Raw genomic sequence first — 24410 nt, forward strand, 5'->3', positions numbered from 1 at the left:
AACCCGGCCACTTTAGGAAAGTAGCCGGATTGTTCCTTGGGGCGGGCAGGATGTAGCTGCCGGTACGGGGGAGTGTTCTTAGGCGGGTGTTTGCATGGCGGTGGCCCTGGACCACGGCAGGCGAAGGGTGCGTTGTTTCAGGCTGTCGATAGCCACCGCGAGGATGATGACGAGGCCCTTGATGAGCAGCTGGGTGAAGAATTGGACGTTCATCAGGATCAGCCCTGTGCTGAGGACACCGAGAATGATAGAGCCGATCAGGGTGCCGTAGATCCGTCCCCGTCCGCCCACAAGGCTCGTGCCGCCCAGGACAACCGCGGCGATGGCGTCCAGTTCGTAGCCGGTGCCGGCTGTCGGCTGGGCTGAGACGACGCGGGCGGAGAAGATGACGCCGGCGAGGCCGGCGCAGACTCCGGCGATGACATAAACGGAAGTCAGGACGCCTTTGACGTTGATGCCCGCCAGCCGGGCGGCTTCTGCGTTGCCGCCCACCGCGTACACGTGCCGGCCATAGCGGGTGCGCTCCAGGACGAACCACGCCGCGACGTAGACGATGATCATGATCACCACCGGCACCGGAATGCCGGCCAAGTAGCCGTTGCCGATGTCCCGGAAACTGAGCGTGTTCGAGACAATGGGTTGGCCGTCGGTCATGGTGTAGGCCAGTCCCCGCAGGAAGGTCATGGTGCCCAGGGTGACGATGAAGGCGGCCAGGGCCAGATAGGCGCTGAGTATGCCGTTGATCAGTCCTGCGACCGCCCCTGTCAGGACTCCGACCAGGATCGCCAGGGGGGCGGGCAGTCCTGCAATGCCTGTCATGACCGATGCGACACCGGAAACGGCCAGTATGGAGCCGACGGAGAGGTCAATGCCCGCGGCCAGAATGACGAAGGTCATGCCGGCGGCCAGGATGGCGTTGATCGAGATTGACCGGGCGATGTTGAGCAGGTTGTTGACGCTCGCGAAGTTCGGGGCGATGACGACCATCAGCGCCACGAGTGCTATCAGGACGACGAGGATGCCGACCCGGTCCCACCAGTAGGCGAAGTCGAAGCCGCGGGCGGGCGCAGGTGCGGCCTCTGGCCGGACCCCTGCATCCTGTGGGTTGTTGAGAGCCTGGTTAGTCATGGAATTCTCCGTTTATCTGTGCTGCGGTACCGGTAGCGTGGGACATGACGTCCTCTTCGCTGGCGGTGCGTGAGTTGAGTTCCTGAACGATCCGGCCGGAGCGCATCACCAGGAGTCGGTCACTGATGCCGATCGCTTCGGGCAGGTCCGAGGAGATGACCAGGATGGCCTTGCCGGCCTTGGCCAGGTCGTTAATGACTTCATAGATTTCGCTTTTCGCCCCGATGTCCACGCCCCGGGTGGGTTCGTCAAGGATCAGCACGTCGGATGCGCGCATCAGCCACCGGGCGAGAACCGCCTTTTGCTGGTTGCCGCCCGAAAGGGCACTGACCGGCAGGCGCAGGGCGTTCTGCCGCAGGTGCAGGCGTTCCATCTGCTTTTTCACGGCGTTCCGGATGCGGGCCCGTTGGAGCACCCCGGCACTTATGTGGCCGCCGAGGGAGCTGATGGCGATGTTGTCCTCGACGCTGTGGGACGCGAACAAGGCCTGGTCTTTGCGGTCCTCCGGGACCATGGCGATTCCGCGGGCGATTGCTTCGGCGGGGCTGGAGGCCGTTGCCGCTTTGCCTTTGACGGTGACGGTGCCGCCACGGGGGCGGTCGGCGCCAAAGATCATCCGGGCCGTTTCCGTGCGGCCGGCCCCGATGAGCCCGGACAAGGCGACCACCTCGCCCGAGCGTACCTGGAAGCTCAGCGGCCCGATTCCCGCTCCGTCGGTGAGTCCCTTCACGTCCAACATGACCTCTCCCGGGCTGTGCCGGTCGTGGTGGTACAGGTCCTCGAGGTTGCGGCCCACCATCATCCGTACGACATCGGGCGGGCTGATTTCAGTCTTTCCCCGGGTACCGACGTATGTTCCGTCGCGGAATACGGTCACACGGTCCGCGAGCTCCCAGACCTCCTCCATGCGGTGGGAGATGTACACGAGTCCGACGCCTGCCTCGCGCAGTTCGTTGATGATCTGGAAAAGATGGAGGGTTTCGCTGCGGGAGAGGGCAGCTGTTGGTTCGTCGAGTACCAGGATTCGGGCGTTCTCGCTGACAGCGCGGGCAATCTCAACCATCTGTTGCATGCCGACACTGAGCTGGCCGAGCTCCGTTCGCGGGTCGATCCGTGCACCGACCCGTGCCAGCTTTTCACGGGCTTGGGCGATCATGGCACGGCGATCCAACGCTCCGAGTCTGGTCGAAGGTTCCCGTCCGAGGGCCAGGTTCTCGGCAACTGTCATCGCCGGCACCGTGTTCAGCTCCTGGTGGATGATGGCGATGCCGTTGGACACGGCCTCGTGCGGGGAACGGATGTCGATTTCGTTGCCGTCGATCAGGATGCGTCCGGAATCGCGGGTTACGTTCCCGGCCAGGATCTTCATCAGGGTGGATTTACCTGCCCCGTTCTCGCCCATCAGGGCGTGTACTTCACCGGCGCGCAGGTCGAAGTGGACGTTGTTGAGCGCAAGTGTGGCGCCAAAGCGTTTTGTGATGCTTTCCAGCTGCAGCAGCGGCTGGCGGGAGGAAGTTGTGGTCATGGCGGCCTATTCTCGGTCCGGTTGCGTGGGGCCGCTGCGGGATTGGAGCGACCCCACACGGCAGTGGGGGAGCCTTACCAGCCCTTGTACTGGCTGACGTTCGGCCGGGTCACGAGCTCACTGGGGATCAGGATCGTGGTTTCTGCCGGGGGCTTGTTGTCGATGATGTTCTGGGCGACCTCGACAGCCTTGCGGACCATCTCGGCGGGATTCTGCGTCGCGGTTCCGATGAAAGGCGATCCGGGCTGCTTGAGTTCGGCCACGGCCTCCGGGCTGCCATCGACGCCGGTGACTTTCACCGTGCCGGCCTTTTTGGCCTGCTGGACGGCCAAAACAGCACCGAGGGCAGACGGGTCGTTCATTCCGAAGATGCCTTGGACGTCGGGGGCGGCCGTGAGCATGTCCGTGGTTACGGCGAGACCGGAGGCTCGGTCGTTCTTAGAGGCCTGCTGCCCAACAATTTTGATGTCAGGGAACTTCTTCACGACGTTCTTGCAACCGGTGATACGGTCCCGGATCGTCTGGAGCGGGGTTCCGTCCACCAGAAGAACATTTCCCTTTCCGCCCATCTGCTCGAACAGGTACTGGCATGATTTTTCGCCGGCCTGGACTGCGTTGGTCATCACCACGGCGTCGGCGCTCTTGGCAGGGGTGTCCACGGCGATGACAATGATGCCCGCCTGCTTCGCCCGCTCGATCGCCGGCTGGATGCCGTTTTCGTCCACTGCGCTGATGACAATCAGGTTCACGCCCTGCTGGATGAAGGTATCAATCTGGGTATTCTGATTCGCCAGGTCAAGCTGGGCGTCCTGCGTGTTCGCGGTGGCGCCGATCTTCGCTGCGGCTTCCTTGGCTCCCTTGTCCATCGCGGAAAAGAACGGGTTGGACATGTCCTGGACCATGAGGCCGATCTTCTCGATCTTTGCCGGCTTGTTGGTCCCGGCCTGGGTGTCGCCAGAGGTACAGGCCGTCAGGCTGAGCGCGGCCAGTGAGGCGGCTGCCGTGAAGACTGCAGACTTCTTAACGAGCTGATTCATTTTCGATCTCCTTTGAACCGGAACCGGTGAGGCCGTGACGGCTGGCCAGGTCCGTAAAAAACGGGGTGATGGAATTGGTAGTGGTGTTACACCGGGCTCGCTTCGATGCGAGGACCGGGCCTTTCGGGTCGGTTCCCGCGGTATGACAACCCCTGAGAGGTCACTCCGCTGGAACCGGGCTTGCCGGTACCCTCTTCGAGTACCAAAGCAGCGGTGCTTCTGCAGGGCCGGGCGGGTGGGAAGGAAGGCCCTTGTCTGCCGCGCCAGAGGCGCTGCTGAGCCAAGACGGCTCGGAACCTTTGTTGCTTCTTTGAGTCAGGAGGAGCTGGAGCTCAGCATCCACAAGACTGTCGCACGATCAAGTCCGCGGTCACCTCCCGGCGGTCTTCAGGACGGTAGTAGGGAACGGGGGGCTGGCCCCGCCGTTCGGCCTCCAGCTGCCCGTCCAGGATCCGGGTCAGCGTCTGCGCGGCCAGAACTCCGATCGATTCGCTGTCTTCATCCACCACTGTCAGTGGAGGATCCAGCAAGGGCGCCCAGGCAAACTCATCAAACGCTATGAGCGCCACCTGGCCGGGGACAGCAATTCCACGCTGCTGGAGCACGGTCAGGACACCGTGGAGCAGAGGGTTGTTTCCCGCGATGATCGCCTCGGGCAGGGCCTGCCCCGGGGTCTCCAGGTAGCCCGACAGTGTCTTATACGCCGAGTCGGAGTCGTTTTCCGTCTCCAGTACGCGCAGCGCGGCCCCATACTTCGTGGCCGCCTCACGGAGACCACGCTCCCGCTCCGCCCGCGTGGACCAGCGCCCCGGATAGGCCAGGAAAAGCCAATCCCTACGTCCGTGCTGGGCGAGGTGGGCTCCGGCTTTCATGCTCGCTGCAAAGTTATCCGTGAGAATGCTCGGAACCTGTGTCGCGTCCTCCGGCGGCGCCGAGTCGACGAAAACCACCGGAATGTCCCAGCTTTCGAGGAGCTTGACGTTCTCCTTGCTCAGCGTCAGCGTGGTGATGATGCCAGCCGTCCGCGACTGGATCAGATCCTGAATGGTCGCATCTTCCACCTCGGGCGTGTATACACCTTCCGCGGCGATATCGGCGACGACGGCGTTCCGGCTGGTTCCGCGCAGGACCCGCTGGATGCCCTTCATCAGATCCAGGTAGTAGTAGTTCGAGGTGCTCGCCGTGATGACCGCGATCGAACTGCGCGATTTCTTGCGGAGCTCCTGCGCGGCACGGTTCGGGACGTAACCAAGCTCCCGGGCGGCCTTCAACACCAGCTTCCGGCTCGCTTCCGAGACATCCGCGCCGTTACTCAGGGCGCGCGAAACCGTGTAGGAAGACAGGCCTGTCGCTTCGCTCAGGTCCCGCAACGTGGGCTTCTTGGCCATATTCGGACTACTTTCTAATCGTTTAGGGAAAAGGTTCGCGAGGTTCCGATCGCGTTACCTAAAGGATTAGGGTTAACGATAAGTGTGATCGTACGCACACGTCAAGAGGGGTGATGTCTGCGGTTCTCCCGCTCAAATTCTGACCTCGACGCCGACAACCGGATTGGTTGCCCCACTCACGACGAAATCAGCCGGGATTGGCGCTCCTCACCGGGATCGCATCCCTAGCCGGTGGACGTCAGGCTTCACCCTGCAGTCCGGTGGACGGCTTGGAAGGCGATGTCGAACTGAACACTAGCCCGGCCTCGCATCTTCTCGTCATAGCTGCGGACATGACCGGCGCGCTGTCCCGTCCTTCCTGCGTCGCCCAGGAGCTGGCGCTCCGCTGCCTTTTTCTCCAGGGCGTCGGTGCGCCCTTTGAGGGTCTCCAGCACCCGGTATTCTGTGCCCGTGCTGTGGGACTTAGCTAACGGGCCGCGCTGGGTATCTTCGTCAACGTCTCGATAGGCCGAGGAGCACGCAAACGATGCTCTCTCAGCGACTTGGAGGAGCACTAGAGGACGACTAGTAGTGCACTCTATACACATGGAAGATATTCACCACTCGGCAGATACTCATCGTTGGTAGACGCCAGGCAGGAACTGAACAATGAGAGTGGGACTGCGGCTACAGGGAACCAACTGCCGGACCGTTGTACTGGACGGGCGGACTGTAGTTTCCGCCGCTCGGGAGGTGCACGCGGGCAGCTTGTCGGAAGCATTGGAGTCGTCCCTGTCCGGGCTCCGTCGGAAGTTCGGGTCAGGCATCACGGAGATCACTGCCGACGTCGGACGGGTCTTGGTGGAGCGGAAACTGGCCGACGTCGTCGCCATCCGTATTTCGCCCCGTCCCCCCGCGGACGACTTTCACATGACCGTGCTGCCACCCCTTGTTGAACCGGCGGTGACCCGGACCGTGCATGTCCGCGGGGGACACGACCTGCGGGGACAGCCTCTGGCCCGGTTGGATCTGGAGTCGTTCCTGGCCGATCTCCCCGGCATCCTTGCCAGTGACGTGCGGAACGTGGCGATCACTTCCGTCGGTTCGACGGCGTCAATGGACCATGAAACGCGCATCGCCGATGCCATCCTAAGCAACGACAGAGATATGCGGATCAGTATTTCCAGTGACTTCTATTCCAGCGTTTTCCGGGACCGCGACTACACGGCCATCCTTAACAGCGCCCTGATGGAGACGGGGGAAGAGCTGGCTGCCATGCTTGAGGAGGCAGGCCGGCGCCAGTTCCCGGCCACCCTCTTGTCGTTTGCAAAGAACGACGGCGGCCGCGCACCTCTGTCACGGCTGGCCTTGGCGCCTGTGCACGGGTTGCGCGCCGAGCCCGCGATGGGAATCCTTGGTGCGGCCACGTTGGCGGGAATCCCCGAGGGGGAAGTCATTCTCTGCATGGAGGCCGGGGTCACCGTGGGCCACACCCGTGGAGGCCTGCCTGTCGCCAGAAGCCTTATTCGCCAAGGATTTGACGCAAGCCTCGCCAGCAACGCCGCCATTCTGGAGCCATACACCGTCCACCATCCGGTTCGCACCGACATCCCCTCCGTGATTGCCGACCTCCGCGAGGGGCAGGAGACTGCACTGCCCTTCGGGCTGGTGCCCACGCTTCCGGCGGTGCAGGACGCCGCGCTGGTAGGGTCTGCCGTGGCCCCGCTGACAGCTTGGATCGACAGGCTCGAGACCGTCGGCGGCCGTGTGGACCTGAAACGCGCACAGAACCTCGCTGAAGAGGACGCCCACTCAGCGGCGGTCCAGTTGGGCGCCAGCCCCGGGCAAACCCACATCCTTGAATCGAACGTCTATGCCATGCCCTACGGCAACCCCGGAATCGTTCGCATCCGGGTGCAAGCGGCAGGAGACATGTCCGCCGACGAGGAACACGTGCTGCTCCCAGCCGCGCGGAGAGCCAAGCCATGAGCACCGTACTCACTACCGAGGACGTCCGGAACCTCCGCACCGGGGCCCACTTTCTGACCTGCACCATCGACCCGACGGCCATCTACATCTACGCAGAAATGATCCAACGGGCGATGGAGGACCGGTCATTGGAACTCATCACCGTGGACGAGCTTGCTCCCGACGATCTGGTGGTGGCGGTCGGAATGGTGACGCAGGGCCTTTTCATCGCCGACATGCCTCCCGTGGGTGATGAGTTCCTCGGCTGCATCCGTGCCATCGAGGCCAGTCTCGGCCGGCCGGTGCGGGCGATCTATTCGCTCGCCGCCGCCAACATCAACGGAATCGTCCCCCTCATGGTTGGGCTGCAGTCCTCGCTGCCCGTCATCGATTCCGACCCCATGGGCCGCGTTTTCCCCTTGATCAGCCAGACCACGCTGAACATTGGAAACGTGGCGATCGGCCCCATCGCGCTCATGGGGGTAACCGGGGAACGGGCGGTGGTTGAGGTCGAAAGCCCGCAGCGGGCCGAAACGCTGGTGCGTGCGTTGGTGACCGAACTCGGCGGCTGGGCAGCCACCGCCATGTATCCGTGTTCCGCAGAACAGCTGAGGGAGCATGGCGTCCATGGCTCCATCAGCCGGATGATCCGGATCGGTCAAATCCTCGACGCGAGCACGCCGGTTGAGAGAAAGCTGTTGTTGCTCGCCGATCTCCTCGGCGCCACGCGCATCGCCCGGGCCCGTGTGAGCCACATCGAAAGCCTCTCCCGGCCCACCGACCTCGGCCTGCCGGCGCAGCCGTCCAGCGTAACGCTCGAAGACGAAACCACCGGACGCATCGTCCGTCTTGAAATCCAGAATGAGATCCTGTTGGTTCTCGTGGATGGTGCGGTAACAGCAGCCGTCCCGGACATGGTGACGCTGCTCAATTCCGAGCAGGGCACGGTGGTCAACATCGACGACGTCCAGGTGGGCGACGTCATCGACATCGTGAAGATCACGGCAGCGGCGCAGTGGTACACGGAAGCGGGGCTTGATCTCGCTGAGCCAAAGGCCTTCGGCATTCCGATCGTGCACCCAAGGCGGCGACATGCGTAGATCGAAAAATGAAACGCGGCTCGATGTCGCCGGGCTATTGGCGCACGGCTCCCTCCGTGGCACCACACGGCTATATCTCACTCCATCCAGCGGGTTGATAGAAAGTGTCGTTCTCGTCTCCCAGCTTGAGGCAATCCGGCAGGTGCGGCCCAATACTGTGGTGGTCCTCTCCTCAGAGATGGGATCCGGGGGCTGGCTGGTGTCCGCGGCACTGCGACACGCCTGGGAGCGGCGGGCCAGCGCCGTCGTCGTGGCCGGCAGCGCCTATGCAAGCGCGGCGGTCGGACTGGCGGAGCGGTTGGGCATCACCCTGCTGGCTACTGACGGGGAGCCTGCCGCCCTTGCCTTGGCGCTGGCGGCCGAGATCGGAGCGGCCCTGTCAGTGGTCGATGCGGAACTAGCCAGGGTCGCCCGGACAGTCGCAAAGGACACCACACTCGGTGATGTCCTCAAGACCATTTCCAGGGAACTGGACGGGGTCGGAGTTTCCCTGGAGCACGACGGCGTGGTTCTGGCCTCCGCCGGAATGCCTCCACGGGAGACTGACGAAGTCATCACCGTGCAAGTCGGCGATGCCAGCAGCGCCGTCCGCTTCACCCTCACGGCCCGCGTGCCCACTTCCGGCGTCTACAACCTCCGGCTGGTCCGCTCAGTCCTTGAGGTGGCCACCCCCGCGGTGAAGGCAGCCTGGCTGTTGGAGGACCTACTCAGCACTGCCCGGGCCGTTCCCACAGCAGCGATCGCCGGGTTGGATCAGGACTCTGACGCGTCAGGCGCGGAGTTCCAGGAAAAACACCGACATCTACTGAACCAGTTGGGCTGGCGCGAAGGGGAGCCGTACGTGGCCGTGTGGTTCCGCAGCGGGCAGGTGCAAGACCATCGGCCCGAGCTGACGGCCGTGTTGCGCCTGCTCTGGCGCAAGGTCACAGTACGCAGCCCCTTGGCTGAGGTTCAAGGCGGCTGGCTGACGCTCGTACCGGCCGGGGATCAGGACGCCTCGACCCAGCTCGAAACCCGAATCAGGACACGGCTGGGGCCAGCTCTTGCCGAGCTTGGCCTGGTGACGGGACTGTCCCGATGGCAGGAGGATGCCCCGGCGCTGGCGTTGATCGTGCGTGAGGCGCGGCTGGCTGCTGAATCGGCCCGGTCAATTGGGCCCGGCACAGTTCTGGGCTTCGCCAGCCTCGGCGTGGTCGCGGCCACGACCTTCGTCGACATGGACGCCGTCGCGCTCGTGGCCGAACTGGCACTGCCGCGACTGATGGCATCCCCTGACCGCGACGTGATCATTACCGCGGTGGCCGCCTTCCTCGATCACCGCGGCTCAGTGAGTCTCGCTGCGAAATCCCTCAACCTGCACCGGAACACCCTGCAGGCCCGGCTTAACCGGGCACGGGAACTCGGTGTCCCGCTTGATATCCCCTCTGAGCTGCTGTCCGTCCACCTCATCGCCAAAGTGCTGCGGCGATCTATGCCAGACAATACGACTTCCGAAGACCCCCTCGAAAACCAGAAAGGACTCCCCTGAGTTCCCAGTCTGATTCCTTCATGATTGGGTCGAGGATTTCTGGCTTGCGACCCCGGTCCGTGTCCGCCGGACTGTTCCACGGACACGGATCCAGGCGCGGCAGGGCTAACTTATTTCGACGACAATCTTCCCTGACTGTTCGTTCGACTCCATGTAGCGGTAGGCGTCAAGCACTTGGTCGTAAGCAAAGATCCTGTCAACTCTGGGCCGCAGGGCGCCGGAGCTAATCCGCTCGAGGATGAAGTCGACACCTCGCCGCCGCTCATCGGCCCGTCCGACGTGGTTGAACATTGAGTACGGGTGGAAAACTGATTGAGTTCTGCACATTGCGGCCATAGGGATAACCGGCTGCAAATCACTCAGCGTTCCGTAGCCGAAAATGACGGCGTTGGGTGCGAGGTGATCGACGTAGGTACCGAGGGAGTCTCCTCCGACAGGATCGAAAGCGACCCGGACGCCTTTGCCATCAGTGGTTCGGTCGATGACCTCGCCGAGGTCGTCGACTCCCACGAGGGCTACTTCGTTTGCGCCGGCCTCGAGGAGGAGCGACCGCTTCTTCTCCGAGCGTGTCGTCGCGACCACCTTCGCCCCAAGTGCGCGTGCGATCTCGATGGCGCCAAGCCCGGCCGAACTGGCGGCGGCAGTGATGAGCACTGTGTCTTCGCATCCGAGATTGGCTGCCTCTGCGAAGGCGAAGTAAGACGTGAGATATTGCATCCAAACAGAGCAGGCCTGGGCATCCGAAAGATCCCGTGGAGCAAGGGTTAGGTAGTCCGCCGGTAGGACGGCGGTTGTTCCCTGCACGCCGTCCGTTGCGGTGAAGAAGGGAATGCTCGTGACGCGGTCGCCGATGTTGAAGGCGGTGACGTTTTCGCCGATCTCGGTGACCGTGCCCACTGCCTCCGACCCAATGCGCGAAGGGAACACCGGGATGGTGTAGTGCTCTCCGTGGATAAACATTAAATCTGCCCGGTTGAGTGCGAATGCTGCGACATTGATGCGGACATCGTTTTCGGCGACTTGACGTGGAGAAGCAGCTTCGACGGCCAGCACTTCGGGGCCGCCTAATTTGCGGAAGAGAACCGCGGATTCCGGCCTGCTCATCGCTGGGCCAGCGAGAGGTTGGGCTTGAGGGGGGACAGCAGTCCGATAGGGACATGGTAAGCGTGGGTCATCATGGGGTTGATACATATGGTCCGTCCGGACATCGCCGTACCTCCGTTTTGCGTGGTGCTGTACGCCACGTTTTGATTTTGATTGGGTTAGCCGGCGCTGATGCCGCCGGGGTTACGGACCGATGTGGTTACCCGTCCCCGTATTACTGGTGACCCGCAAGGGTTCCCTCGCCTGCCTCGACCACGGGGTGTCAAGGCAAGCGAGGGTATTGGGGTACCTCCCGCCATAGATGTCCTAGGGGGAGAGCACTCTGTCACGCGCAAGCAGCCAGCGTGACGGGCGGTGCAATGAATTTACGCGGACACCGTGGTCATTGAAACCATGTGCTTTGGCTCGAGAGCCGGGAAGAACCGTTGGCGTTCTTGGGCCGTGGGCCCGTCGTAGCCCAGGCGCTTGCTGTGCGACCAACCAAACCGACGGACCGAATCCACGAGCTGCTCAGCATGTTTGAGTGGGGCCACGGTCGCGTCGATCACGGGTACGCCAATTTCCTCTTGAACCGTTCGGAAGAACCCGAACTCGGCCGTGCAGCCGAGGACGATGACGTCTGCGCCGTCCTGCTCCACGGCCTTGCGGGCTTCGGTCATGATCCGCTCTTCGGTGAGTGCCGGGTCCTGCTGGAAGTCATCGACGCCCATCTCGAGCACGCGCCATGAGGCAAGACGGTCTGACGCGCCGCAACGATGGACGTTCTCGGCCATCTCGGGAATCCACTTTTTCCGTCCGACGAGGATAGAGAACCGCTCACCCAGACTGCCTGCGATGCTCAGCGCCGAATGCGCCGGACCTACGACCACCATGCGATCGGTGATTTCACGTGCCGCCCGCAGCGCCGGGTCGTAAAAACAACCGATGACGGTGGCGTCATAGCCTTCTTCTTCCGCCCACCGCACCGTGCGCAACAGCTGTGGCAGCATGAGTGCCTCGAAGGCGTTGTATTCCACGTGGGAGGGGCCCTCTCCGTCAAGGGAGACGACATCAACTTCGGTGCGGGGACGGACTATCTGGCGGAAGGAGTCCGCCATCGCACGGTTGTACACATCGGTGTAGAGGGGGTTAATCCACAGGATCCGGGCATTCTCCGACAGAGCGTCGACATTATCGTTAGTGGTGATCATTCCAATTCACTTCCTTCTGTTTCGGGCAAGAACAGGCCGAGGACGACCGTGGCAAACAAGAACGCATTGATAAACAGAATCGTCGACGTTGCTCCCGTGGCGGAGGCGAGGAGGAAACCGACGAGGCTCGGCGCGATAGTGTTCGCAACCCGCTGGCCGAAGATCCCGAGGCCGAAGCCCGAGCCACGCATGGCGGAGGGGTACAGTTCGCCCATCCACGTGTCCCAAACGCCCCAGGCTCCCATAGCAAAGAAGGCCAGGGAGAACATGCCGATATGCATCTCGGTTTCAGTTGAGGCTGTCGCGAAGAAGAAGCCGCCGCCGGCTGCCGCCAGAACGTAGCCGGTAAAGATCCACTTGCGGCCGAAACGTCCGGTCAGGTAGGAGGCTGTCATATAGCCGGGGATCATGAGGATCGCGCTCAGGGCGATGAAGGAAAGGCTTGATGAGGCGCTCAGTCCTCGCCCTTCAAGCAACGTTGGCATCCACGACTGAAGTCCCCAGTAGCCCCAAGAGAAGGTGAAGTTGATGAGGACTTGAATGACAGTGATCCGACCCATCTTGCCCCTGAAGAGGCTCCAGATGGTCTGCCTCTTGTCCACCGAGACCGTGAGAATGGTGCTACGGGAAATGTCTTGTGCGCCCAGACGTTCGAGGACATCGTGCGCGTCTTCGTTCCGGCCCCGCCTCGCAAGCCAGTACGGGGATTCCGGAACGACCTTGTACACAACGATGCCCCATAGGCTGGCGAGTGCGCTGACAGCAACGACCCAACGCCAACCGTGCCCCCCAATCAGGGCGGTAGTTCCGAGGGCGGCAAGGATGCCAATCGGCCACCCCGCAGCGAGATAGACCGCGGCCTTTCCGCGGACCTTGACGGGGAGGAGTTCTTCAAAGTACGGGAAGGTCACAGTGAAGACGCCTGAGAACAAAAGCCCGGAGAGGAAGCGGGCTATCGCGAGCGTCTCGAAGTTCGGCGCGAAGCAACTCAGGAGTGTGATGACGCCGTAGCCGGCGAAACTCCACGCGCACGTCGCTTTCCGGCCGATCCGGTCGGAGATGGGGCCCCATAGGAGAGATCCGGGGATCATGCCGAGGAAGAGTGCCGAGATGGCGATCCCCACCTGGGTCGCACCGACCTGCAGGCTGGTCGCTAGATCACTGGCGACGTAGGTGAGGATGAGCATTTCCCACGCTTCGATTGCGAAAGCGAAGAAGAGGACGGCACCGATTTTGAAGTGGACGGACCCGAAAGGCATGTCGCGGAACGCGTGGCCGACGGCCATGGAGCGAGGTGGGCTCGCCGTCCCGGGCGCTTGCCCTGAAATGAGTGGGTCGATACTGGACATGTCTTGACCTCCGATATTTTGGACAGGATAAGAAGTTCACGCAGGGTTTCTGCACGGAGAACAGTCCCGATATCAGGGAATTCACCTCGGAGCAGCTCACCAAGCCTCCACTCGGAACAGCTCGTTCTAGCCTCCCGCCGAGTGATTGCACTCACACTACAAACGAGGAGCGCTCAGGCAGTGTTCACTTTGCACTTTCTTGATTCTCCCGTTTGGGCGTAAAGCACTGCTTGTCTAAACGCGCACTCTCTCTGCGCAGGTCAAAAGGACTTTGTTTTTTGGGGACATTGGGCAGGCTCTATCCGGCGTTGTTACCGGGCCTTTCGGACTGGCGCCAGGCGTCCAAGAGGGATCGCCAAAGGGGCACTCAGCCACGGTTCGTTTCGTTTCCAGCACTTGTGCCTGCCCCGGCCAGAATGGCTCGTGCCACGACATCCCACCCGGAAGCGTCTTCGTTGTCGCCCTAAGGAGTGGCAAGCGCCAATTCAGTAAACCTCACGCCGAATGGCGCCCAGCCCGCCGGTCTCAATAGTCTGGTGCCCGCACACCACTGTTATGCACTCTGCCCGTCCAGCTGTAGCCGAATCATGCAGTATGCCCACCATCTTGCTCGGCCTCGAATGTACCGTGATCTCTCACACACAAAGTTCCATTCCAAGAGCATGAGGAGATACACATGCCGAACTACAGGGTGTCGATGGATATCGGCGGAACCTTTACTGACATTGTGGCGTACGACCAGGACGCCGGAACCTACGCGGCTACGAAAGCGTCCACCACGCCGGGGAACCTGAGTGCCGGAGTCATTGCAGGCCTCGAATCGATAGTTGATGATCTAACGGACATCGATTTCCTGGTCCACGGCACCACCCAGGGCCTGAATGCGTTCCTCGAACGCCGTGGGGTTCCCGTGCTGCTGCTGGCCACGGCCGGCATCGAAGACACTTATCACATCGCCCGCGGCCCCCGTCTCGAGCTCTACAATGCCCAGTACCGCAAGCCCGTCCCGCTGGTCGAGCGCAAGGACGTCATCGGTGTCGGCGGCAGGCTGGACAGTCAAGGCCAGGAACTCCGGCCCTTGGACGAAGTTGCAGTACGCCAGGCAGCGCGCCGGGCAGCGGAGGAGGGCTACGGTGCCGTTGCCGTTGGGTTCCTGTTCAGCTACAAGAACCCCTCGCACGAGCTCCGGGCCCGCGAAATCCTGCTCGAGGAACTGGGGGAAGACTTCACCATCTCCCTTTCACACGAAGCAGCCAAGGAATGGCGCGAATACGAACGCACCTCCTCCGCCGTCGTCGAGGCCTACACAGGTCCGGTCGTACGCAACTACCTCCTGGACTTAGAAGAGAAACTCGCTGACCGGGGCGTGGAAGCTCCACTGCACATCATGCAGTCTTCCGGCGGCGTGCTCACCGCCGAGTCCGCTCGTAAGCGTCCGCTGCAAACGCTGCTTTCCGGCCCGGTCGGCGGTGCCATGGGCGATGTAGAACTGGCCGGTGTCTCGGGAAACCGCAACCTCATCGGTGTGGACATGGGCGGCACATCCTTTGACGTCTCCTTAGTGGTCGACGGCAAGCCGGACGTCTCCACCGAGGCCCACCTTGAAGGTCTGCCGATGCTCATGAGCGTCGTGAACATCCACACCGTCGGCGCCGGCGGCGGCTCCGTCGCTTGGCTCGAAGCCGGCGGCTTGCGGGTCGGACCGCGTTCGGCAGGGGCCACCCCCGGACCGGCGTGCTACGGCCGCGGCGGGACGGAACCCACCGTTACCGACGCCAACCTGGTGCTCGGCCGAGTCGACCCCGACTGGTTCGCCGGCGGACAGGTCGCGTTGGACCGTGAAGCCGCGATAACAGCCGTAAAAACAGTAGGCGACCAGCTCGGCCTCGACCCCATCGCCATGGCCGAAGGCATCTGCGACGTCGCCAACTCCCAGATGGCCCAAGCCATCCGGACCATCACCATCTCCCGCGGCATCGAACCCCGCGACTTCTCCCTGGTGGCCTTCGGCGGAGCCGGACCCATGCACGCCGTCTTCCTCGCCAAGGAACTCGGCATCCCGGAAACGGTCGTTCCCCGCTTCCCCGGCGCTTTCTCTGCCTGGGGCATGCTGCAAACCAACATCCGCAAGGACTTTTCCGAACCCTACTTCTACCTCGACGAAGACATCGACGTGGCAGACATGGCCGGCATCCTGCGCTCAATGGAAGTCGAAGGCCTGTCGTCACTGGTCTCGGAAGGAGTCCCGGAGGAAAACCGCTCCACGACGGCGTCCGTGGACGTCCGCTATCAGTCGCAGGAGTTCTCCCTGAACGTTCCGCTGACCTCCGCTGACGAACCCGAGTCTCCCGACTTCGTCGCCAACCTCGCTGTCCGCTTCTCCGCGATGTACCACGAGCGCTACGGCCACTCCAACCTTGGCGCCCCGATTGAAATCGTCACACTGCGCACGCAGGCGGTCGGCGACCTGGGACGGCTGGAAGCTCCCAGCCACGTCACCGCGCAGGGCCCGCTGTTCAAGCACGAAATCCGGCGGGTGGTCTTTGACCATGTCGAACACGACACCACCGTGGTCCGCCGGGACGACCTCGGCGCAGGCCACACATTCGAAGGACCCGCCATCATCGTGGAGCAGACCGCCACCACTGTGGTTCCCCCCGGGTTCAACGTCACGGTCGACGAGATCGGCTCCCTGGTCATCCGCTCTGAAGATGTTGAAGGAAACTGAGGTACCAAAAATGACAATTGCAGCAGTCAAAACCCTGGATCCCGTCACCGTGGAAATCATCCGCAACGCGCTCACCAGCGCCGCGGATGACATGAACGCCACCCTGATCCGTTCCGCTTACTCACCCATCCTCTACGAGGGCGGGGACTGCGTCGTGGCCCTTCTGGACACCGAGCACCGCGTGCTCGGACAGTCCGCCGGCCTGCCGCTGTTCCTCGGCAACCTGGAAACCTGTTCCATCGCGGTGGAGGAGATGTACGGCCGCGAGGTGTGGCAGGAAGGGGACATTTGGATCCTTAATGACTCATACCTGGGCGGCACTCACCTGAATGATGTGACCCTTTTTGCTCCGATCTTCGACGACGGCGCGGTGGTCGGATTCGCCGCGACGCGTGCGCACTGGATGGACATGGGGTCCAAGGATGTGGGCGGCTCGATGGACTCGACGGATATCTTCCAGGAAGGCTTTAGGATGGGGCCGGTCAAGCTGGTCGAAGCCGGAGTGGAGACTTCGGTTGTGGACCTGATCCGGACCAACGTGCGCTTCCCCTACCAGACCATTGGTGACATGCACGCGATGATCGCGGCCCTCCGGATGGGGACCACCCGGATGAAGGAGCTCGTGGGCAGGTACGGGATGGAGCAGCTGGACGCCGCCCGTGATGAGATCTTCCGCCAAACGGAGGAAATCGAGCGCGCGACCGTACGCAACATCCCGGACGGGGTCTACGAAGCCGAGGGGTTCCTGGACAACGACGGTATCAATCTGGACACTCCTATTGCGATCAAGCTAAGGATCACCGTAGCCGGCGACACCGTTGACTTCGATGTCACAGGATCCGCGGACCAGACCATGGGTCCGGTCAATTGTGGTGCCGCCCAGGCCGTCTCGGCACTGCGCGTCGGCTACAAGCTCCTCATCAGCCCGGAGTCCAACTCCAACGGCGGTTCTTTCCGGCCAATGACCACTCAGGTACGGTCCGGCTCAGTGCTCGGTGCCGTGACGCCGGCCCCGTGCCAGTGGTACTTCTCCCACCTTGGGCTGCTGATTGACCTCGTCTCCAAGGCAATGGCCCCGGCCATGCCCGAACGCGTCGCCAGCGCCAGCCACGGTGACTCAATGATCATCACCGCCGCCGGTTTCGACCCCCGCTTCGGCCGGAACTTCGTCACGATGGAAGCCACTCTGGGCGGCTGGGGCGCCTGGCAGGGCACGGATGGTGAATCCGCCATGATCAACAACGTCAACGGCTCACTTAAGGACCTGCCCATCGAGATGCTGGAGACCCGCTACCCGTTCCGGATCAACGAGTACTCCATCCGCCCCAACTCCGGCGGCCCCGGGCAGTATCGCGGCGGCAACGGCGTAGTGCGCGAATACGAGTTCCTGGCCGACTGCGTCGTCGGGCTCTGGTTCGAACGGTCAAAAACCCCCGCCTGGGGGCTCTTCGGCGGATCAGACGCCCAAGGGCCGGAAGTTGTCATCAACCCCGGCCGCGGTGATGAGGTCCGCACCCTGAAGGCGAACGCCCGCAAGGTCAAGGCCGGCGACGTCGTCCGCCTCGCCGTGGGAGGCGGCGGCGGCTTCGGAGAGGTCTCCAAGCGCTCCCGCGAAGACATCACCTACGACATCATCAACGGATTCATCACCGAGGACTTCGCCAAGACTCACTACGGCTACTAAGCACCACCAGCCGGTTCCCATCAAGAAAAGAAAGGACTCTATGAGTTCCCAATTTGAATCCTTCGACGACGTGTACGCTCACGCCCAGGAAGCAGTTGGTGTCACGCTCTTTACCGCCTCCGTCATTGCCGATAATGGCGCCAGTATGGCCCGCGTCTACACTACCCATCCCGATGTCTATCCGGTGGGCGGGAAGAAGACTCTCGCCGGGGACACGAACCCGGTGTGGCTGGAGCAGGTGCTCAAAGGACAGCAGCCGTTCCTGGGGGCGGATAAGGAAGTGGTCCGCGCATTCTTCTTTGATTCGGCAACCATCGAGTCATTGGGCTGCGGGGCCATCGTCAACGTTCCGGTCGTGAGCCATGGCCAGACTATCGGATCCATGAACTTCCTCGGCCCTGAGGGCAGCTACGACCAGAGTTCGGTGGATGCAGCCGTGGACGTCGCACGGCGGTCCGTCCATCTGCTCGAAGAAGCCCTTACCACCGCCAACTAGTTCCTCCGCGGGCGGGCACCAATTGGGGGCTCGCCCGCGGGGACAACAACAGGAAGGATCCGCACGTGACAACTCCGGGAAGCCTGACAATACGGAACGCCCTCATTTTCGACGGTGAATCACCTGACCTGCTTGAGGGCTCCATCAGCATCCGGGATGGCCGGATCACCGCCGTAGGGCAGGATGTGGAAGAGACCGGCGCCGTCCTTGACGCCGGCGGCAGAACCGTAATTCCAGGACTCATCGATGCACATTTTCATGCTTATGCGATCAGCCTGACGTCCGCCAGGAACGAAACGGGGCCGCTGAGCTATTCCGCTCTTGCAGGGGCAAGGCGCCTCTCGGCTACATTGCTCCGCGGCTTCACCGCGGTCCGAGACGTAGCCGGTGGTGACATTGGCCTTGCCAACGCCCTCGAGGAGGGTCTGTACCCTGGTCCTCGCTACTTCTTCACCGGCCCCGCGCTAAGCCAGACAGGCGGCCATGGCGACATCCGGGCCGCGAACCATGGAGGATGCTTCCATGGCGGGCACATGTGCGAAGTCGTGGACGGCGTCGAGGATCTGCTGCGGGCCGTGCGTCACCGGTTCCGCACAGGCGCCTCCGCCATCAAGCTAATGGCCTCCGGCGGGGTGGTTTCACCGGTCGATCCGATTCGCATTCCGCAGTACAGTGCGGCGGAAATCCGTGTCGTAACGGAGGAGGCTTCCCGCCGGGGCAGCTATGCCACCGCTCACGCCTATTCCCCCGAGGCCATTCGCCATTCAGTACTTAACGGGGTTCGCTGCATCGAACACGGCAACCTGCTGGACGCTGAAACCGCCCAGCTAATGGCTGCCAATGATGTCTATCTAGTCCCCACCCTGGTGACCTACGAAGCCATGGAACGGCGCGGGAAGGAAGTCGGCCTCACCGAAGTGGGAGCGGCCAAGAACCGGGAAGTGCTAGCGGCGGGAAAGAATGCCGTGGCACTGGCCCGAGATGCCGGAGTCCGGATTGGGTTCGGAACAGACCTCATGGGTGAACTGGAGGATGAGCAACTGGCCGGACTCCGCCTGCAGTGTGAAGCCCTTGGCGTGTACGGCGCACTCCGGTCGGCAACATCAACCAACGCCACCCTGCTCCGGCGCGGTGACCTTGGACGTATTACCGGAGGGTCCTGTGCGGACTTGGTGGTCCTGGACGGGAATCCCTTCCATGAACCCTCAATCCTCTGGGACGAAAGCAAGACGCGTACCGTCATTAAGGACGGGCAGATCATCTCCACCGGTGCCCTTTGGGGTGCCAGGGATTTGACACCTTAAGCCCGGAGGCAATGGCCCATGAGGAAGGCCGGAACCACGATTCGGCTGAAGGCATTATTTGTCTCAGTTGCGGGCCGAGGGCTTCCAAGCGGCTGACGGCTTCCGTGTGCCTCCACCATGTCGGGCACCAGGTGGTGGAAGTCCCGCCTCAGCACTATTTCCGTAGCCGGGAATCGGCTCCATAATGGCCCCGTAAGCTTCGGGGACCCTCGTGCCGATGATGGCCGGCGGGGCGTAGCAGAGTCCCAGGTGGCCGCCCCGGTATTGGCGGAACGGGCGGCCACGCGGCCACGGGACAAGGACGTTCCGGAACCGCTTCCGGGGAAGAGTACCGCCATCAACGAGAGAACAACGCGCAAAGGAAATCATCATGCTCACGGATTCAGACATCATGGCTGTACTTCCCGCGAAGGACATCAAGAGGGCGAGGGATTTCTACCGGGACAAGCTGGGGCTGGAGCCTTCCGAGTCCGTGGAGGACGACAACCTGGTGTACCGCGGCGGACACGGAACGGCCTTCCTCGTTTATCAGACAGAGAATGCCGGGACGGCGAAGAACACCCAGATGGGCTGGACAACGGACAACCTCGAACGCGAAATGGAGGAGTTGCGGGGCCGCGGCGTCGTCTTTGAAGAGTACGACCAGCCCGGGTTGAAGACGGAGAACGGCGTCTTCACGGATGACTGGGGGAAGTCCGCCTGGTTCCTGGACAGCGAAGGGAACATTCTCAACATCACCCAGCGCGCGTAACAGCCAACGCTGAAGGAGAACGACGCCGGCGCTCGCCGCCGCGGTCGCGCCGCCGCCGCAGTCCCGGGGCCCGTCGGGACGGGCGCAGGCGTCGTCCAGTTACGCCGCCAGTCGGCTCTGGAGCTCCGCTGCGTCCTGCGAAGCCCGGGTTGCCGCCAGCTGCTTCGCCAGGTACTTGGCGTCCCGGCACACGCCGGGAAGGGTTTCCGATGCTGCCGCGAAGATGACGTCCTTCCCGAGCAGGTACAGGCTGGGGAGTGCGTCCACGATCCCGCGGTGCTGCTGCTCCCGCCAGTTCGCCGGCAGCGAGGGGATGTCCAGCCACGGGTAGGCCTCGGTGTAGCCGGTGCACCAGATGACGTTTGCCACCGGAAGGCGCCGGCCGTCGTCGAGCATTGCTTCGCTGCCCTGGACTCCGGCGACCCGCGGCACCAGGTGGACGCCGGCGGCGGCGAGGTCCGCGACCTTGGTGCGGATCAACGGGGTTGCCATGGCAGCCATCTTGGGCAGCATCTTTCGCCCGATCGGCGTGTTGGTGGTCAGCACGTGCATCCCGGCGAAGCGGACCATGGGGATGAAGAACCGGGCCGCGGTCCGCCCGTGCCGGAACGGGATTTCGCCGCTCGGCTTGCCGGCCAGCCAGGTTTCATGCGTACGGCTGGTCTCCAGGGCGATCTCCGCCCCGGAGTTGCCCAGCCCCACCACCAGGACCGGACCGGGCTTTAGCTGGGCCGCGTTCTTGTAGTTGGAGGAGTGGAGTTGGACGACGTCGGACGGCAGGTCCGCCGCAAAGCGCGGCGTCCTGGGCAGGTGGTAGGCGCCGGTGGCGAGGACGACATTGGCCGCCGTCCAGCGCCGCGCCCCGGCCGTGACATGGAACCGCCGCCCGTCGTGGCTCAGCCGGGTAACGGCCGTGTTGGGCCGGACCGGGAGGTGGAACCGGGAGGCATAGTCCTCCAGGTAGTCCGCCTGCTCGTCCTTGGTGGGGAAGGCGAGGGGGTCGCCGGGGAAGCGCCGGCCGGGCAGGCCGTCGTACTTGGCGGGGGTGAACAGGCGCAGCGAGTCCCAGCGGTTCCGCCACGCGTCGCCGACCCGTGTGCCGGCGTCGAGAATGACAAAGTTCCGGTGCTGCTGCGCCAGGTAGTAGCCCAGCGCCAGGCCGGACTGTCCGGCGCCGATGATGACGGTGTCGACGGCGGTTGTGCCGGAGGCGCCGAAGGAGTCAGTTGCTGGGGTGGTGTTCATGGTGGTGCCTCCTTGGTGATGCAGGTTCAGTTGCGGGGTTATGAACGGACCGGAAGCGCAGGTACCAGATGAGCAGCAGCGCGGAGGCGACGACGTAGAAGAAGTGCAGCGCCCAGATCGGCCCCGGCGGGAGGCTGACAACGTACACGGAGTGCACGGCGTTGGCGGCATTGCTCAGCACGAGGTAGCCGAGGCTGTAGGAGTCAAGATCCCTGGTGTGCAGGGCCTTGAGCAGCATGGGCAGGTAGCTCACCGCGAAGAGGACGGTGGAAACCATTCCTGCGAGCACCGAGATGTTCATGCCACTAACGCTATTTTTCGGCGCCGCGCGGCGAATCGGGCGAATCACCCATTTCCGGGGCGGAATCCGCAGGGCGCGGAATGGGTAATTTTATGCAGGGGAGGGAGGTCTGTGACGGTTAGCGGAAAGTGGCTTCAGAGGACGCCAGATGTGAAGACGAGCCGCGCCCGGCCTTCTTCGAGCCGGTACGCGACGGCGATCACCGCCGTGGAGTAATTGTCCACGGCGTCGAAAATCATCCGTGAACTGTCCAGCAGCCGGTGCACGGTTTGTTTGGCGTGTTCGACGACGATGTCGTTGACGTCCGTCTTGTCCTCACGCAGCGACCTCAGTACCGACGGTGTGATCCGTTCAACCAGGTCGCGGATGTGGCCCGAGGGCACGTCCCCGGTTTCCACGGCTTCTTTCGCGGCCGTGACGGCGCCGCAGTTGTCATGCCCGAGGACGACGATCAGCGGGACCTTGAGCACCGAGACGCCGTACTCGAGAGAGCCGAGAACGGCGTCGTCGATCACGTGCCCGGCTGTGCGCACGACGAAGACGTCGCCGAGGCCGACGTCGAAGATGATCTCCGCGGCGAGGCGGGAGTCCGCGCAGCCAAAGATGACTGCGAACGGGTTTTGGGTGTGCGCCAGTGCGCTGCGCCGGGAGGCGTTCTGGTTCGGGTGCTTCGATTCTCCCGAGACGAAACGCTCGTTGCCTTCAAGCAGGCGCTGCCATGCATCGTACGGGCTGATTCTGCTCACCCTGCTTACCTTACGGTGGCATGCTGACTCACAAGGGGAGGTCAGACGAGTCCGTGCCGGTAGGCGTAGGCTGTGGCCGCTGCCCTGGAGGTCAGGCCCAGCTTGGTGAAGATATTGCTCACGTGCCGGGCCACCGTTTTCTCGCTGATGAACAGCTCGGTGGCGATGTCCCGGTTGCTCAGTCCGGCGGAGACGAGCCGGACCACCTCGGTTTCGCGGGCGGTGAGGGACCCGGTGCCGGCGGCGTGGCCGACGTCGTTCTCGGAGGTTGGCAGCAGGGCTGTCCGGGCGTCCGGCGCAGCGGGCGCCAACTGCTCAGGCGCGGATGACTCAACCGCGGATGACTCGAGCGCCGAGCGCTCAAGCTCCGATAGCGCCGGCACGGCGCCCAGTTCCGAAAATACTGCCCGGGCCGCCTCACGCTCCAGTCGCGCCGATTCCTCGTCGCCGAGCGCGGCGCACAGGCTGGCCAGCAGGGCGCGGCAGCAGGCCGCTTCGAACGGTGCGTCGAGGCCGAGCCAGCGGGACCATGCGCGGCGCAGCGGGACCAGGGCAGCCTTGGGGTCGCCTTCGTGGAACAGGACGGCGGCCTCGGACTGCTCGGCGAGGGCGTGCAGCATGGGCATGTCGAACGAGGCGCAGAGCGAGGCCAGCTCCTCCATGGCGGCCCGTGCTGCAGGTGCGTCGCCTGCTGCCAGTTCGATCTCCACCCGGGCCGCGAGCATGCGGCGCCGGTAGTCGGGGGCCGCGCCGTCCATGGTCAGCCGGACCATCGACTGGGCCTGGTCCGGCCTGCCTTGGGCCAGGCGGAGGAGCGCCAGCCCGGGTTGCGGCGGGAAGCCGGTCTCCTGGGCGTGCAGATACGCGGCTTCGGCGGCGTCGAAGTCGCCCCGGAGCCGGTGGATTTCGCCCTGTTCGTAGAAGCCGCCGTAGGTGGCCATCCGGTCGCCGCGGAAGGCGAGGTCCTGAGCCATTTTGGCCGCATCGATCGCCTCGGTCCAGGCGCCGTGCAGCCGGTAAAGCTCGGCCCGGTGCTTCTGGCACTGGCCGCTGAAGGCCACCAGGTTCTGTTGCGCGTCGCACCACCGGTCCAGCGCCCTTGTCCACTCGTGCGCGCGGTGCAGGTCGAAGGCCAGATGGCAGGTTTCGACCACTGCGCAGTAGATGATCCCGGCGGGGACCGGGGAGACTTCCCCGACGGTGACGGCCACCATCGCTTCGTCGAGCAGGGCCCGGCCGTCGTCGAGCTGGCCCAGCATGATCTTTGCCTGTCCGAGGCCAAGCATGCCGAGGGCCGCCGTGTCAGCGTCGCCACGTTCCCGCCCGAGGTCAGCGGCCCTGGTGAAGGCTTCCGCGGCGGCGGCGCCTTCGCCCTGGTAGAGGGCGCCCAGCCCGGCAGGTAAGAACAGCATGCCCTCGAAGCGGCAGGGTTCGGACAGGTCCTCGACGATCCGGTGTGCCCGGGCCAGCCAGCCGGCGCTGCGGGCCGGTTCACCCAGCAAGATGAGGTTAATCCCGGTCCAGACGGCGCAGCGGACGGCGGCGGCGTAGTCGCCGTCGGCAAGGTACTTCAGGTGCGCCCGGGCCAGGATGTCCACTCCCTCGGAACCCCGGCCGGTGAGGATCACGGAGGTGGACAGCCGCTCCAGATCGCCGGCCGGCAGTTCGGCGTCTTGCTCGGCAGCGGTGTACTGCCCGACGGCGTCCGGCCAGCGCCGTTCGGCGTAGGCTTCCCGCCCGTCTGCGAGCGTAGACATCGCCTCTCCCCGTTCCCGGTGGCGGGTCTGACCCTGTGGGCGCTGCCGGAGCCAGCTCTCTCGGAACCGGTGGTGGGCGGCGCGGCCCGTCATCTGGTTTTC

Annotated in this window: 20 protein-coding genes and 1 pseudogene; 8 read left to right on the forward strand and 13 right to left on the reverse strand. The window is 63.6% G+C overall.

Translation table 11 applies throughout. From position 1 onward, the window contains the following. Window positions 1–78: 78 nt before the first annotated feature. The 5 genes from ACIP90_RS12675 to ACIP90_RS12695 all read right to left on the reverse strand — a co-directional run bounded on the left by ACIP90_RS12675 (window position 79) and on the right by ACIP90_RS12695 (window position 5512). Window positions 79–1128: a ribose ABC transporter permease gene (locus tag ACIP90_RS12675; RefSeq protein ID WP_400579673.1), complete on the reverse strand. Its 1050-nt coding sequence runs from the start codon at window positions 1126–1128 to the stop codon at window positions 79–81. After that, window positions 1121–2653: a sugar ABC transporter ATP-binding protein gene (locus tag ACIP90_RS12680; RefSeq protein ID WP_400579674.1), complete on the reverse strand. Its 1533-nt coding sequence runs from the start codon at window positions 2651–2653 to the stop codon at window positions 1121–1123. The genes ACIP90_RS12675 and ACIP90_RS12680 overlap by 8 nt, the downstream gene beginning before the upstream one ends. 74 nt (window positions 2654–2727) lie before the next feature. Beyond that, window positions 2728–3690 (reverse strand): ABC transporter substrate-binding protein, encoded by a 963-nt coding sequence (locus tag ACIP90_RS12685; protein WP_400579675.1) that lies wholly within the window; start codon window positions 3688–3690, stop codon window positions 2728–2730. A 332-nt stretch (window positions 3691–4022) separates the two neighbouring features. Next, the gene (locus ACIP90_RS12690) at window positions 4023–5078 is read right to left on the reverse strand and encodes a LacI family DNA-binding transcriptional regulator (RefSeq protein ID WP_400579676.1); all 1056 of its coding nucleotides are present in this window, start codon (window positions 5076–5078) and stop codon (window positions 4023–4025) included. Between the two features lie 245 nt (window positions 5079–5323). Then, window positions 5324–5512 (reverse strand): hypothetical protein, encoded by a 189-nt coding sequence (locus ACIP90_RS12695; protein ID WP_400579677.1) that lies wholly within the window; start codon window positions 5510–5512, stop codon window positions 5324–5326. Window positions 5513–5825: 313 nt separating this feature from the next. On the opposite strand from ACIP90_RS12695, the gene ACIP90_RS12700 reads away from it, so the two are divergent. From ACIP90_RS12700 to ACIP90_RS12710, 3 genes are read left to right on the forward strand one after another with little or no spacing between them, the layout of a single operon-like run. Continuing rightward, a complete protein-coding gene (locus ACIP90_RS12700) occupies window positions 5826–7046 on the forward strand; it encodes a hydantoinase/oxoprolinase N-terminal domain-containing protein (protein ID WP_400579678.1) in 1221 nt (406 codons plus the stop codon). Then, entirely contained in the window at window positions 7043–8125 is a 1083-nt protein-coding gene (locus tag ACIP90_RS12705; protein ID WP_400579679.1) for a DUF917 domain-containing protein, read from the forward strand. Before ACIP90_RS12700 ends, ACIP90_RS12705 begins: the two co-directional genes overlap by 4 nt. After that, complete coding sequence (locus ACIP90_RS12710) at window positions 8118–9653, forward strand: PucR family transcriptional regulator (protein ID WP_400579680.1); 1536 nt, start codon at window positions 8118–8120, stop codon at window positions 9651–9653. The genes ACIP90_RS12705 and ACIP90_RS12710 overlap by 8 nt, the downstream gene beginning before the upstream one ends. 105 nt (window positions 9654–9758) lie before the next feature. Here ACIP90_RS12710 and ACIP90_RS12715 read toward each other — a convergent pair whose 3' ends face one another. From ACIP90_RS12715 to ACIP90_RS12725, 3 genes are all read right to left on the reverse strand, one after another. Beyond that, window positions 9759–10844, reverse strand: coding sequence for a zinc-dependent alcohol dehydrogenase family protein (locus ACIP90_RS12715; protein WP_400579681.1), 1086 nt, complete (start codon window positions 10842–10844; stop codon window positions 9759–9761). Between the two features lie 278 nt (window positions 10845–11122). Beyond that, window positions 11123–11947 carry an aspartate/glutamate racemase family protein gene (locus tag ACIP90_RS12720; protein WP_400579682.1) on the reverse strand — a complete coding sequence of 275 codons (825 nt, stop codon included), beginning with the start codon at window positions 11945–11947 and terminating at the stop codon, window positions 11123–11125. Beyond that, window positions 11944–13233, reverse strand: a complete 1290-nt coding sequence (locus tag ACIP90_RS12725) for an MFS transporter (protein WP_400579683.1) — start codon at window positions 13231–13233, stop codon at window positions 11944–11946. The genes ACIP90_RS12720 and ACIP90_RS12725 overlap by 4 nt, the downstream gene beginning before the upstream one ends. A 739-nt stretch (window positions 13234–13972) precedes the next feature. Between ACIP90_RS12725 and ACIP90_RS12730 the strand changes: the two genes are divergently transcribed. The 4 genes from ACIP90_RS12730 to ACIP90_RS12745 all read left to right on the forward strand — a co-directional run bounded on the left by ACIP90_RS12730 (window position 13973) and on the right by ACIP90_RS12745 (window position 19508). Further along, on the forward strand, window positions 13973–16024 hold the full coding sequence (locus ACIP90_RS12730) for a hydantoinase/oxoprolinase family protein (RefSeq protein WP_400579684.1): 2052 nt from the start codon (window positions 13973–13975) through the stop codon (window positions 16022–16024). Between the two features lie 10 nt (window positions 16025–16034). Continuing rightward, the gene (locus ACIP90_RS12735) at window positions 16035–17708 is read left to right on the forward strand and encodes a hydantoinase B/oxoprolinase family protein (protein ID WP_400579685.1); all 1674 of its coding nucleotides are present in this window, start codon (window positions 16035–16037) and stop codon (window positions 17706–17708) included. Window positions 17709–17748: 40 nt separating this feature from the next. Then, window positions 17749–18204 (forward strand): GAF domain-containing protein, encoded by a 456-nt coding sequence (locus tag ACIP90_RS12740; RefSeq protein ID WP_400579686.1) that lies wholly within the window; start codon window positions 17749–17751, stop codon window positions 18202–18204. A gap of 65 nt (window positions 18205–18269) precedes the next feature. After that, window positions 18270–19508, forward strand: a complete 1239-nt coding sequence (locus ACIP90_RS12745; RefSeq protein ID WP_400579687.1) for an amidohydrolase family protein — start codon at window positions 18270–18272, stop codon at window positions 19506–19508. Here the strand turns inward: ACIP90_RS12745 and ACIP90_RS12750 are convergent. Further along, window positions 19462–19644, reverse strand: a pseudogene (locus ACIP90_RS12750) (DUF4913 domain-containing protein); the annotation flags it as partial. The gene ACIP90_RS12745 and the pseudogene ACIP90_RS12750 sit on opposite strands and share 47 nt — an antisense overlap. A 234-nt stretch (window positions 19645–19878) precedes the next feature. On the opposite strand from ACIP90_RS12750, the gene ACIP90_RS12755 reads away from it, so the two are divergent. Next, a complete protein-coding gene (locus tag ACIP90_RS12755; protein ID WP_400579688.1) occupies window positions 19879–20259 on the forward strand; it encodes a VOC family protein in 381 nt (126 codons plus the stop codon). A gap of 99 nt (window positions 20260–20358) precedes the next feature. Here ACIP90_RS12755 and ACIP90_RS12760 read toward each other — a convergent pair whose 3' ends face one another. The 4 genes from ACIP90_RS12760 to ACIP90_RS12775 all read right to left on the reverse strand — a co-directional run bounded on the left by ACIP90_RS12760 (window position 20359) and on the right by ACIP90_RS12775 (window position 24308). Beyond that, a complete protein-coding gene (locus ACIP90_RS12760; protein ID WP_400579689.1) occupies window positions 20359–21504 on the reverse strand; it encodes a flavin-containing monooxygenase in 1146 nt (381 codons plus the stop codon). Beyond that, entirely contained in the window at window positions 21482–21805 is a 324-nt protein-coding gene (locus ACIP90_RS12765; protein WP_400579690.1) for a hypothetical protein, read from the reverse strand. The genes ACIP90_RS12760 and ACIP90_RS12765 overlap by 23 nt, the downstream gene beginning before the upstream one ends. 134 nt (window positions 21806–21939) lie before the next feature. Next, on the reverse strand, window positions 21940–22551 hold the full coding sequence (locus ACIP90_RS12770; protein ID WP_400579691.1) for a carbonic anhydrase: 612 nt from the start codon (window positions 22549–22551) through the stop codon (window positions 21940–21942). Window positions 22552–22592: 41 nt separating this feature from the next. Then, window positions 22593–24308, reverse strand: a complete 1716-nt coding sequence (locus tag ACIP90_RS12775) for a LuxR C-terminal-related transcriptional regulator (protein WP_400579692.1) — start codon at window positions 24306–24308, stop codon at window positions 22593–22595. Between the last annotated feature and the right edge of the window lie 102 nt (window positions 24309–24410).

Origin of the sequence: Arthrobacter sp. NPDC093139 (assembly GCF_044754165.1) — a bacterium.
In the GTDB taxonomy this organism is placed as follows: Bacteria; Actinomycetota; Actinomycetes; order Actinomycetales; family Micrococcaceae; genus Arthrobacter.

Excerpts from the sequence above, each read along its gene's own strand:
- ACIP90_RS12675 (WP_400579673.1), bottom strand. The coding sequence starts at position 1,128 with ATGACTAACCAGGCTCTCAACAACCCACAGGATGCAGGGGTCCGGCCA.
- ACIP90_RS12680 (WP_400579674.1), bottom strand. The coding sequence starts at position 2,653 with ATGACCACAACTTCCTCCCGCCAGCCGCTGCTGCAGCTGGAAAGCATC.
- ACIP90_RS12685 (WP_400579675.1), bottom strand. The coding sequence starts at position 3,690 with ATGAATCAGCTCGTTAAGAAGTCTGCAGTCTTCACGGCAGCCGCCTCA.
- ACIP90_RS12690 (WP_400579676.1), bottom strand. The coding sequence starts at position 5,078 with ATGGCCAAGAAGCCCACGTTGCGGGACCTGAGCGAAGCGACAGGCCTG.
- ACIP90_RS12705 (WP_400579679.1), top strand. The coding sequence starts at position 7,043 with ATGAGCACCGTACTCACTACCGAGGACGTCCGGAACCTCCGCACCGGG.
- ACIP90_RS12710 (WP_400579680.1), top strand. The coding sequence starts at position 8,118 with ATGCGTAGATCGAAAAATGAAACGCGGCTCGATGTCGCCGGGCTATTG.
- ACIP90_RS12715 (WP_400579681.1), bottom strand. The coding sequence starts at position 10,844 with ATGTATCAACCCCATGATGACCCACGCTTACCATGTCCCTATCGGACT.
- ACIP90_RS12720 (WP_400579682.1), bottom strand. The coding sequence starts at position 11,947 with ATGATCACCACTAACGATAATGTCGACGCTCTGTCGGAGAATGCCCGG.
- ACIP90_RS12725 (WP_400579683.1), bottom strand. The coding sequence starts at position 13,233 with ATGGCCGTCGGCCACGCGTTCCGCGACATGCCTTTCGGGTCCGTCCAC.
- ACIP90_RS12730 (WP_400579684.1), top strand. The coding sequence starts at position 13,973 with ATGCCGAACTACAGGGTGTCGATGGATATCGGCGGAACCTTTACTGAC.
- ACIP90_RS12735 (WP_400579685.1), top strand. The coding sequence starts at position 16,035 with ATGACAATTGCAGCAGTCAAAACCCTGGATCCCGTCACCGTGGAAATC.
- ACIP90_RS12740 (WP_400579686.1), top strand. The coding sequence starts at position 17,749 with ATGAGTTCCCAATTTGAATCCTTCGACGACGTGTACGCTCACGCCCAG.
- ACIP90_RS12755 (WP_400579688.1), top strand. The coding sequence starts at position 19,879 with ATGCTCACGGATTCAGACATCATGGCTGTACTTCCCGCGAAGGACATC.
- ACIP90_RS12760 (WP_400579689.1), bottom strand. The coding sequence starts at position 21,504 with ATGAACACCACCCCAGCAACTGACTCCTTCGGCGCCTCCGGCACAACC.
- ACIP90_RS12765 (WP_400579690.1), bottom strand. The coding sequence starts at position 21,805 with ATGAACATCTCGGTGCTCGCAGGAATGGTTTCCACCGTCCTCTTCGCG.
- ACIP90_RS12775 (WP_400579692.1), bottom strand. The coding sequence starts at position 24,308 with ATGTCTACGCTCGCAGACGGGCGGGAAGCCTACGCCGAACGGCGCTGG.